Annotated in this window: 4 protein-coding genes; all 4 read left to right on the forward strand. The window is 70.5% G+C overall.

The genetic code is table 11. From position 1 onward, the window contains the following. Positions 1 to 24: 24 nt before the first annotated feature. Positions 25 to 2,583, forward strand: coding sequence for a choice-of-anchor Q domain-containing protein (locus EDC25_RS11320; RefSeq protein WP_132577523.1), 2,559 nt, complete (start codon positions 25 to 27; stop codon positions 2,581 to 2,583). A 143-nt stretch (positions 2,584 to 2,726) separates the two neighbouring features. After that, positions 2,727 to 6,251: an exodeoxyribonuclease V subunit gamma gene (recC, locus tag EDC25_RS11325; RefSeq protein ID WP_247646902.1), complete on the forward strand. Its 3,525-nt coding sequence runs from the start codon at positions 2,727 to 2,729 to the stop codon at positions 6,249 to 6,251. Next, positions 6,248 to 9,877, forward strand: coding sequence for a UvrD-helicase domain-containing protein (locus EDC25_RS11330; RefSeq protein ID WP_132577525.1), 3,630 nt, complete (start codon positions 6,248 to 6,250; stop codon positions 9,875 to 9,877). Before recC ends, EDC25_RS11330 begins: the two co-directional genes overlap by 4 nt. After that, entirely contained in the window at positions 9,874 to 11,739 is a 1,866-nt protein-coding gene (gene recD, locus EDC25_RS11335) for an exodeoxyribonuclease V subunit alpha (protein ID WP_123521669.1), read from the forward strand. The genes EDC25_RS11330 and recD overlap by 4 nt, the downstream gene beginning before the upstream one ends. The last annotated feature ends 206 nt before the right edge of the window (positions 11,740 to 11,945 follow it).

Below are 11,945 nucleotides of genomic sequence, written 5' to 3' on the forward strand. Positions count from 1 at the left end.
ACTGCAACCGGAACGAACGCAACCATGGCCCTGTCCATGCCATCGAGGCCGCGGCGGTTCCTTGCGCTGTCCGCCCTGCTCATGGGCTTCGCCAGCCCCGTCCTGCATGCCGGCAACGACGTCTGTCGCGTCGCCACGGATGGCGCCGCCGGCCATGATGGCGCCAGCTGGGCGCAGGCGAAAACCCTGCACGACGCACTGGCGACGCCCACCTGTGGCGAGCTGTGGATCAAGGCCGGCGTCTATACGCCGACCACCGGCAGCGATCGGAACGCAAGGTTCAATGTGCGCGGCGGTACCGCGCTCTACGGCGGCTTCGACGGCACGGAGACGGATCGCGGGCAGCGCGATCCGGCAATCCACCGCACCGTGCTGTCCGGCGACATCGGTGGCGACGACATCGTCGACGAACATGGCATCACCCGGGATGCCTCCGACATCGTCGGCCTCAACAGCCACAACGTGGTGTGGATCGAGACGGCGGGCGACCTGCCGGTGCGGTTCGACAGCCTGACCATCACCGCCGGCATGGCCAACGTCACCGAGCCGGTAGGGGCCCCGGCGGACGTTCGTTGCAGTGCAAGCGCCTTTGCCGATTGTGCGGGCGATCTGCTGCGGCCCCAGGGCGAGGAATCGATGCTGGGCGGCGGTGGCATCCACTGCACGGCCTGGCCGCCGGGCGAGGTTTGCGCCATTCAGCTGGACAGGGCCGTGCTGCGTGGCAACGTCGCCAATCAGTCCGGCGCCATGGTCTGCTACGCAAGCGACGGCGGCCACTGCCAGGTCGATATCGAAGCGAGCAGTTTTGTCGGCAACGCGGCCCACAGCTGGGGCGGCGCGCTGGTGGTGGTGGCCAACACCGAATTCTCTTCCGCTTCCCTGGATGTGCGTACATCGACGTGGGCAGGCAACCGCGCCCAGCTCGGCGGCGCGATCGTGTTTGCGCCGTCTGGCACCGGCACCGAACACCTCGACCTGCGGCAATCCACGATCGTCGGGAGCCGGACGCCGGAGGCCGCTGCCGCGCTGATGCTTTTCGGCGCCGCTTCCGTCGGCATCGATGGCCTGTTCGCGTGGGACAACGGCGAGGACGCCTTCATGTTCGCTTTCGACACGGGCGCGATCGTGAGTCGCAGCCTGCTGCAGTACGGCTGCCCGCTTTACGTCAATTGCGGTTCGATGGTGTGGGGCGACCCGGGCCTGCTCCCGCTGCATGAAACGGGTGCGACGCCCCATGTCCCGGTGGCGGCGCACAGCGCCGTGGTCGACGCCATGGACTGTTCCGGATCGCCCGCGACGGACCAGCGTGGCGTGGCGCGGCCCCAGGGTTCGCGTTGCGACGTCGGCGCCTTCGAGCTGCGCCAGGCCAGGGTCGGTGTCGAGGCGACCGGCGGCGGCGCGGTGACGGCCGTGATCGTCCCCGCCCCGATGTCCGGCGCGATCCTGCAGTGCCGCCAGGATTCAGGCGACTGCCAGGCGCACTACGATCTGGAAACGTCGTCGCCGGAGCTGCGCCTGCTGCTCGTTCCCGATGCCGGCCAGCGCCTGGCGTCGGTTGCCGGTTGTGGCGGCCACCTCGCCGGCCAGGTCTGGGTGATCGACGCACTGGATGGCGACTGCACCGTGACGGTGGACTTCGCCGAGCCGACCCATTCGGTCGCGGGCACCGTCACCGGATTGCTGGGCAGCGGCCTGTCGCTGTCGCTCGGCGGCGGCGAGCCACTGTCCATCGGCAACAACGGACCCTTCGCATTCAAGGATCTCCTGCCATCGGGCGCGGCGTACTCGATTGCCATCGTCACCCAGCCCGCGCAGCCGAGCCAGACCTGCGTGGTGTTCAACGGCAGTGGCGTGATCGACGGCCATGACGTCGACAATGTCGTCGTGCATTGCGGCCCGGTGAACACCTACACCGTGGGCGGCACGCTGTCCGGCCTGGCCATGGGCGGGAGTGTGGGCGTGTCCCTCAACGGCGGCCCGGCGCTGACGCTGGCCGCCAACGGCGCCTACGTGTTCCCGCAGATCTTCGGCAGCGGCGAAGGCTACAGCGTCGACGTGGTCCAGCAGCCCGATGGCCAGTACTGCGCCTTCGACCGTGACAGCGGCGTGGTCGGGAATGCCCCGGTCACCGACCTGGACATCAGTTGCGTCGTGGGCGGAACGCAGTTGCAGCTGACGCTCAGCGACAACGGCGACTACGCCGCCTACGGCCGTGCACGCAGCTACCAGGTCACGCTGAGCAACGCCGGTCCGGCCACCGCCACCGACATCGCCGTCAGCGCCACCTTCGATCCGGCCTTCAATGTCGATGGCGTGCAGTGGGCCTGTGTCACCGGCGCCCCGGGCGCCAGCTGTGGCGCTTCCGGTACCGCGGGCTTCAGCGACAGGGCAACGCTGCCGGCGGGTGCCACCGCGGTCTGGATCCTGGCGGTGCCGGTGCGCTTCGACAGCCAGGCCGCCGAGGCCACGCTGGTGATCCACGCCGACGGTGCAGCGGACGTCAGTGACACCAATACGCTGGTGCTGTTCCGCGACGGCCTCGACGTGCCCTACGGCGAGGCCGGCGACGACCTGCTCGACTGATGCCGTCGTGACCGGCGGCGCCCGCCGCCGGTCAAGGGCGATGCGCGGTGCCGCGTGGGTACGCGGCTTCCGCGACGCCAGCTGCAAGTTTCACATTGTCGTCCTGCCATGTCGGCGACGGCTGCGGCACAATGGCCACCATCATGCCCGTCGACGGACAACCGGATTTCCGGCTCTATCATTCCAACGCGCTGGACGTGCTCGCCGGCATCCTCGCCGAGGTGCTGCGCCAGCCGCTGCCGGACGTGTCGCCGCTGCAACCGGAAACGGTGCTGATCCCGCAGGTGGCGATGCGCCGCTGGCTGCAGGCGACGCTGGCACAGCAGCACGGCATCGTCGCCAACATCGAGTTCCTGACGCCCGGTGAATTCGTCGGCCGCGTCCTCGACGCCAACGTCCCCGGCGGCGATGACGACCTCGACACGCCGGCGCTGCACTGGCGCCTGTACGCGGCGCTGCGCGACCGGGCGCTGCTGGCGCGGCCGGCGATGGCGCAGATCGCGGCCTACCTGTCGGCATCGGCGACGGACGCAGGCGATGCGCTCAAGGGCTGGACGCTGGCCGGCGAGCTGGCATCGGTGTTCGAGAAATACCAGGCCTGGCGCCGCGACTGGCTGCTGCGCTGGGAGGATGGCGCCGATCCCGATGACCCGCAGGCGATCCTCTGGCGCGTGATCGCGGCCAGCCACAGCTATCGCGCCCGTCGCATCCAGCACTACCTCGACCGCTTCGGCGCGGACGACCGTCCGTTGCCGCAGGGCCTGCCGGCGCGGCTGTTCGCGTTCGCGACGCTCAATGTCTCGCCCGACGTGCTGCGCATCATCGCCAGCCAGGCGCGCGTCGGCACGACACACTTTTTCATGCCGACGCCGTCGCGGAACGACTGGGGTGACATGGAGGTGCTGCGACAACGGTTGCGCGAGGGCGAAGCCGATCCGCTCGCCGACAGCGCCGGTGACAACCGCCTGCTTCGCGCATGGGGCGCGGCCGGTCGCGATTTCGTCGCGCTGCTGGGCAGCTATGAAGTCGTCCATCCGCGCGGCGAGGTCAGCGCCTTCGTCGATCCGGACCGTCGAAGCGGCAGGACGCTGGCCGGAGACGGCCTGTCGGACAGCCTGCTGCACCGCCTGCAGGGCGACCTGTTCCATCGCCGTCCACCGCCACCGGCGGTTGCCGGTGCGGACGACCCGCGTACGCCGCTGCCGGGCGTGCGCTGGAACGATCCCAGCCTGCAGTTCCACGCCTGCCATACCCGCCTGCGCGAACTGCAGGTGCTGCACGACCAGTTGCGCGCGCTGTTCGAGGACAAGCGCTTCGATCCGCCGCTGCAGCCGCGCGAGGTCGCGGTGCTGGCGCCCGACATCGACCTGTACGTGCCGTACCTGGACGCCGTGTTCGGCGCCGGTGCCGAATCCGCGCGCATTCCCTATGCCGTCGCCGACACCAGCCCGCTGGCCGGCGAGACGCTGGCCGATGTCTTCGTGCAGCTGCTCGGCCTGCCGGTGTCGCGCTTCGGCCTCGGCGAGATCCTCGACCTGGTGGCCAGTGCCCCGATCGCCGACGCGGCCGGGCTCGACCTGCCGGCGATCGAACGGCTGCGCGGCTGGCTGCAGGAAGCCGGTGCCCGCTGGGGACTGGACGCGCGTCATCGCGAAGCACACGAAGCGCCCGCCGATTCCTCCTGCACCTGGCAGTTCGCGCTCGACCGCCTGATACTGGGACATGCCACCGGTATCGACGCCGACATCAAGGCCGGCGACGGCCTGGTCGCGCCGCTGCCGCTGCTGGAAGGCAGCGCGCTCGATGGACTCGACACCCTGGTCTCACTGCTGCGCCGCCTGGTGCGTTTCCAGAACCGGATGGGGCAGGCGCAGACACCGGCGCAATGGCGCGAGCTTCTGCTTGGCATGCTCGACGACCTGCTGCCGGTGCCGCCGGGCGACGACGCCGGCCAGCGCGCCCTCAAGCGCCTGCGCACGCTGGTCGATGATTTCGCCCGCGATGCCGAACGCGCCGGCTTCGACGAGGCGGTGTCCTGCGACATCGTCAGCCACCACTTCGCATCACGGCTGTCGGATGCCGACACGCGCGCGCCGCTGCTGACCGGTGGCGTCAGCTTCGCGCGCATGGTGCCGATGCGCCTGCTGCCGTTCCGGGTCATCTGCGTGCTCGGCCTCAACGACGGCGACTACCCGCGCCGCGATCCGGCCTTCGGGCTCAACCGCCTGACCGCGGTGCGCGGCTCGCCGGCGTGGCGGCCTGGCGACCGTTCGCTGCGCGACGACGACCGCTTCCTGTTCCTGCAGCTGTTCGCTGCCGCCCAGGATGTGTTCTACGTCAGCTACCTGGGCGCCGACCCGCACGATGCGAGTACCCGCGAGCCTTCGGCACTGGTCAGCGAACTGCTCGACGAAGCCGCACGTCAGCATGCGGATGCGCCGGCCGCCGCGAAGGCGCTGGTAGTCAGACACCCGCTGCAGCCTTTCGCACCGGCCGCCTTCGGTGCCGAGGGCGAGCCGCGACGCTTCAGCTATCGCGGCCACTGGCATGCGGCGGCAGCCGCCCTGGCCGGCCACGCCCGTTCGCCGCTGCCGCCCTGGTTCAGCGGGGCGCCGCTGCCGATTGAGGACACGCCGGCGCGCGTGTCGCTGGATCAGCTGCGTCGCTTCCTGATGTCGCCGGCCCAGGCCTTCATCGAACAGCGCCTCGGCCTGCGCCTGCCGGAGATCGACGAAGGCGTGGAAGACCGCGAGCCGCTGCTGCCGCCGTCGCAGGGTCTAGAACGCCATGCACTGCAGCGGGCGGTGTTCGAAGGCGTCCTGCGCGGCGAGGACGATGCGCTATTGCATGCGCGCCTGCGTGCCCGCGCGCTGTTGCCGGCGAACCGCATCGGACTTCGCGCCCTGCAGGACCTGCGTGACCAGTTGGAACCGTATGCGCGCGCATTCGCCCGCTGGCGCGATGGGAAGATGCCCGGATCATCGGGCTGGCTGGAAGTCGAAGTCGGCGGGACCGTCATCCATGGACGCCTCGACGATGTCTATGAGCACGGCATCATGCGCCTGCGCTTGGGCAAGCGCAGCGGTCCGTCGGTGATCCGGCATGGCCTGGACTGGCTGCTCGCCAGCGCTGCCGGCCTCGGGTTGCCGCTGGTCGAGTTCCATGAAGCCGACGACGGCCCCGGACCCCATCCGCGCGCGTTGCTGCAGCCGGGGGAAGCGAAGGACGCCCTACGGACACTCTTGGCGCTGCGCCTTCGCGGCCTGTGCGCGCCCCTGCCGTTCGCGCCCTACAGCGGCTGGGCCTTCTTCAACGCCGGCGACGACGGGGAGGCTGCCCTGCGCGCCGCCGCGCAATGCTGGCATGGCGGCGAATACCAGTTCGGTGAAAGCGGGCATCCGGCGATCCAGCTCGCGTTCCGCGGCCATGATCCCTTCGCCGACGATGACAGCAGCACCGCCTTCGCCGAACTGTCCAGGACGATCTTCTCGGCGCTCACGCCGGCCGCCGGCAACGATGGCGACAAGGCCAAGGGTGACGGCGGCGGTGCCGGACCCGACAGCGGCCCCGATGCCGGTGGCAGCCCGCCCGCCAAGGCGCCATCGCGCAAACGAAAGGCGGCCGCGCCGGACTCGACGCCCATCAAGTCATTCAGGGTGACCGGATGAGCGGCGCATCCGAAGACCGCTACCTGAAGCTGTCCCTGGAAGGCGTGCATGCCATCGAGGCATCGGCCGGGACCGGCAAGACGTTCACGCTGGCGACGCTGGTGCTGCGCCTGCTGGTCGAGTGCCGCCTGCGCATCGGCGAAGTCCTCGCCGTCACCTTTACCGATGCGGCCACACAGGAACTGCGGGCACGCATCCGCGCGCGCCTGCTGCTGGCGCTGAAGCTGCTTGACAGCGACAGGGCGGCACTGGATCCGCCGGATGCGAAGGTAACCGCCGCGGTGCTGAAGTCGTGGCTGCGGAAGAGTGGCGAGTCGCAGGCCGCGCTGCGGCTGCGCCTGCGCGAAGCGGCAGATGGCATCGACCTGGCCTCGATCTTCACCATCCATGGTTTCTGCGCCCGCGTGCTGCGCGAGCATGCTTTGGAAAGCGGGCAGGGCTTCGATGCGCCGGAACTGCTGGCCAACGATCGCCATCTGCGACGGGAGGTCGCCGCCGACCTGTGGCGTGCGCATGCCGTGGATCCCGTCGATGCCGACGGCTTGCTCGCATTGTGGCCGGAGGGCCCGGAGGCGCTGGCCGATGACCTGCCGGTGCTGGCAGCGGACATCGAACTGCGACCGTCGCGGCCGTCCAGGCCGGCAGACCCGACGCAGGAACTGCGGGATGCCGCCGACGCCCTGATGGCGGCGGTGCGCGACGACGGCGAGCGCTTCCGCAAGGCCCTCCTCGAGGCCATGACGGCGAAGGTCCTCAACGGCAACAGTTTCAAGGCGGGCTGGGTGCACGCGCTGTTCGACGACCTGCGCGCGTGGACCGAGGCCGGCGACAACGCGGTCCGGTTCCCCACGGACCTGCTGGCCAGGCTCGACCGCGACTTCCTTCTGGGCAAGACCAACAAGGGCAAGGAGGCGCTCTGTCCCGACTCGTCCATGTGCGCGGCTGTCAGGCGCTACGGCGAAGCGCAGCAGGCAATGGCCGGCTTCCTCGAACTGCGCTGCGCGCAGCTGCTGCACACCTTGCGTGCCGAAGCGCGCCATCGCCTGTCGCGGCGCAAGGCGCAGTTGCGCGTGCTGACCTATGACGACCTCATCGACCGCGTTGCCGATGCACTGACCGGTCCCTTCGCCGGGTCGCTGGCGATGCGGCTGCGCCAGCAGTATCGCGTCGCCCTCGTCGACGAATTCCAGGACACCGATCCACGGCAGTGGCTGATCTTCAACCGCGTTTTCGGCGCCGACAGCGACGCGCCGGCGCTGTTTCTGATCGGCGATCCCAAGCAGGCGATCTACGGATTCCGCGGCGGTGATGTCGACACCTACCTGGCCGCGGTGCGGACTGCCGATGCCGCGCCGCCGCTTGACCGCAATTTCCGCTCGCGTCCCAGCGTGCTGAAGGCGGTGGAAACGCTCTACGACGCGGCCGGCGACGACGCCTTCCTCGTCGAAGGCATCCGCTTCCATCCGGTGTCGCCCGGCGGTGTACGCGCGGATGAGGATTTCCGGCTCGACAGGTCGAAGGCACCGGCGCTGACCATCTGGCAGGCGCCGCAGCCGGAGGCGGACGGGAAAGGCAGGATCAGGTCCTACACCGCCGAGACGGCCCGTGCCCTTGCGACGCGCGCCTGCGTCGCGCAGATCCATCGCCTGCTCTCGGCGGCGCGTACGGGCGGCGCGACGATCGACGGCGAAGCGCTGCGCCCCGGCCATATCGCCGTGCTGGTCCGTGCCCATCACGAGGCCACGCGTATCCGCGATGCATTGGCGGAAGCCGGCATCCCGGCGGTGGCAGCCGGACGGCGCAGCCTCTTCGACACCGCCGAAGCGCTGGAACTGCACGCACTGCTGCTGGCGCTGCTGCACTCGGCCGATGACGGCCGCCTGCGCGCGGCACTGGCAACGGTGCTGGTCGGCATGGACGCCCGCGCGATCGCCGGGCTCGATCGCGACGGACCGGCCCTGCGCGACGCACGCCTGCGCGCGCTGCACTGGCGCGAGCGCCTGCAGCGCGGCGGCGTGCTCGCGCTGGTCAACGAGTTGTGCGCCGCGAACGCCGGACGGCTGTTCGGCCTGCTCGACGGCGAACGTCGGGTCAGCAATTACCTGCAGCTGGCCGAACAGTTGCAGGATGTGCAGGCGCGGACGCTGGGACTGGCCGGCCTGGTCGACTGGCTTGCGCGCGCGATCGCGGAGGCCGACAGCAGCGACGAGACACAGATGCTGCGTCTGGAATCCGATGCCCGCCGCGTGCAGGTGTTGACGCTGCACAAGAGCAAGGGCCTGGAATATCCGCTGGTGTTCCTGCCCTTCGCCACCATTGGCGGCAAGACGCGCTCGCCCGGCCGCCACGTCACCGTGCGCGAGTCGGGCCGCCGCGTGCTGCACTGGAGGTTGCCGCTGGCCAACCCGGGATGGACGCAGGCGGCCGTCGCCTGGGAAGAGGCGCAGCGCGCCGAGGACGCGCGCCTGCTCTATGTCGGCCTGACCCGCGCCAGCCACGCGCTCTGGCTGGCGACTGGACCGTTCAATGGCCAGGCGGCGACCCCGCTGGGCCGGATGCTGGCCGACCTCGGCGCGCTTGCGCGCGCGGGGAAGAAAACGATCCGGCTGGATGACGGCACGCCCCCGCAATCGCTGGCCTGGCTGCCGCCGGACGGCGACGGCATGCTGCCGCCGGCACGACGGCCGCGGCGATCGCTGGCTTCCGACTGGTGGATCTACAGCTTCACGCAGTTACGGCACGCCGACGCCGGACACGCGGCAACGGCCGCGGCGACCGAAACGCCAGCGGCCGCCGCCGACGAGCCGGCACTGGACGTCGCCGACATCGACGCCGGCACGGTGGGCACGATCGATGCGTTGCTGGGCGGCTCGCGATTCGGCAACGCCCTGCATGCGGCGCTGGAACGCGTCGATTTCGCCGCCTGGTCGGACTGGCGTCCGGGCGACGGCGCGCCGCCGGGACAAACGCCGCTCCTGGTCGAAGCGCTGCGTGGCGAGGGTTATACCCGCGAGCACCTGGATGCCGGCGTCGAAGTGCTGGTTTCGCTGGTCGGTCGCACGCTGACCACGCCGCTCCCGGAAGGTGGCGCGCTGTGCGGCCTGCCCGCGCCTTCGCGCCGCGCCGAGATCGAGTTCCACTTCGCGATGCAGCGCACGCCGGTGCCCGCCCTGGTCGAACTGCTGCACCGCCATGGCGTGGTCACGGCGCGACGCGGTTTCGGACTGCGCCAGCGCCTGGAAGGCCTGATGACCGGCAAGATCGACCTCACCTATGTACGCGACGGCCGCTGGTACGTGCTCGACTACAAGTCGAACCGGCTGCCGCGGTACGACGCAGCCGGCATTGCCGAGGCCATGGCGCAGGGCGAGTACGACCTGCAGGCCTTGATCTACACCCTGGCGCTGCACCGATGGCTGCGCTTCCGGCTCGGCGATGCCTACGACTACGGACGTGATTTCGGCGGCGTGCGCTACCTGTTCTGTCGTGGCCTCGACGGCAGCGGCGAACGCGGCATCCATGCCCATCGTTTCGCGCCGGAACTGGTCGCCGGTCTTGACGCCCTGTTCGCCGCGCGCGCGGACGCGGCGGACGGCGACGGAGAGGCGGCGGAGGACGAGTCATGAGCGCGACGCCGCTGTTCGACGCTCTACGGTCCTCCGCGCAACTGCGCACGCTCGACCTGGCGTTCGCGCAGGCGCTGCGACGCCTTGAGCCGGACACTGACGACCGCGTGCTCGCTGCGGCCGCGCTGGCATCGTTCGCCATCGCCAACGGCCACGCCGGTTTCGCCATCGAAAATCCCGGGGAACTGCTGGCGCTCGACCCTCCCTGGCCTGCGGCGGCTGACTGGGCCGATGCCCTGCGCCGGTCGCGCTGGTGCGCGCTGCCTGCGGCCGGCAACGAGGTGGCGGCGCCGGATGCGCCGCTGGTGCTGGAAAGCGGCCTGGTCTACCTGCGCCGCTATCGCGAATACGAGCGCCAGCTGGCGGCGGGACTTAAGCGCATCGCAGGCAACACGGTCGACGCGGGCGATCCAGCGAAGCTGGCAGCGCTGTTCGCGGTCCTCTTTCCCGGTAAAGACCGTGGCGATGACCGCCAGGCACGCGCTGCCGCGCTGGCGCTTCTTCATCCGCTGCTGCTGGTCACCGGAGGACCCGGCACCGGCAAGACGACCACCATCACGCGACTGCTGGTGCTGCTCGCCGAACAGGCGGCGCAGTCCGGCAAGCCGGCGCCACGGATCGCGCTGGCGGCACCGACCGGCCGTGCCGCCGAACGCATGGCCGAAAGCCTGCGCCTGGCGATGCAGTCGCTGGCCGTCGCCGGTGTCGATGCGGACAGGCTGGCGGCGTTGCCGGACAGCGGCAGTACGCTGCATCGCCTGCTCGGCACGATTCCCGATTCGCCGCAGTTCCGCCATCACGCCGGCAACCCGCTGCCGTTCGACGTCGTCGTCATCGACGAGGCGTCTATGATCGACCTGCCGCTGATGGCGAAGCTGGTCGATGCGATCGCGGCGCACACACGCCTGATCCTGATCGGCGATCCCGACCAGTTGCCGTCGGTGGAGGCCGGCGACGTGCTGAGCGGCATCCTGCGCGCGGCCGGTGCCGGTGACCGCGTCGATCCTCCGGATGCCGATGCGCTGGCACCGCTGCTGGGCCGGCTGCCCGCGGCGTCGACCCGTGAGCAAGCGGAGCAGGCCTTCCGGGGCCGACGCGTCCACCTGCTGCGCGGCTGGCGCCAGAGCGAATCACTGCAGTTGGCGCCGCTGGCGGAGGCGACGCGCAGCGGCGATGCCGACACGGCGCTGGCGCTGCTGCGCAGCGGTGGACTCGCCAACGTCCACTTCCACGAAGGCGAGGGCGATCCGCTGCAGACGCATGGCGCGCAGCTGCTGGCGCACTGGCGCGCGCTGGCCGAGGCGGCAAGTCCGGCCGCGGCGCTGGCGATGGCCGCGCGTCTTCGCGTGCTCACGGCCGTGCGCGAAGGCCCGCAGGGCGCGCGCAGCCTCAATGCCCGCATCGAGGAACTGCTGGGTGGCGGCCAGCGTCGCCTCGATGCGCACTTCCATGGCCGCCTGCTGCTGGTCACCGAGAACAGCTACCGGCATGGCCTGTTCAACGGCGACATCGGCATCTGTTTCGACGACGGCCAAGGCCGCGTGATGGCCTGGTTCCCCGGCGTCGATCCTTCCAGCCCGCGCGTGTTCCATCCCGCCGCATTGCCCGCGCACGACAGCGCCTTCGCCATGACCGTGCACAAGTCGCAGGGCAGCGAGTTCGACAGCGTCTGGCTGCTGCTGCCCCAGCGCGGCAACCGCGTGCTCAGTCGCGAACTGGTCTATACCGGCATCACCCGTGCGCGCAGCGAGCTGCACCTGGCCGCAGGCGAAGCCGTGCTGCGCGAAGCGCTGGCGCGCCACGCCAGCCGCTGTTCCGGGCTGGCCGGGCGTCTGGTGGCTGAGGACCGCGATCCAGCGTGATGCCGTTGCCGTCGCGGGCCGCGGAGCGGTCGGCGCCGGTGCCCGCGCACGAATGCTCCGCCACGTCACCGTCGGGATGCAGATGCCGGCTTGCCGAAGCGCTCCCGGCCCGCGACCGGCCGGCTCGCCCCTGATCGTCCTCCAGGAATGTCGCAACCGGGCTCCGGACCGCGTTACGCGCAGTCGCGGCAGCAGGCCGTACACCA

This window comes from Pseudofulvimonas gallinarii, assembly GCF_004343305.1.
GTDB lineage: Bacteria > Pseudomonadota > Gammaproteobacteria > Xanthomonadales > UBA2363 > Pseudofulvimonas > Pseudofulvimonas gallinarii.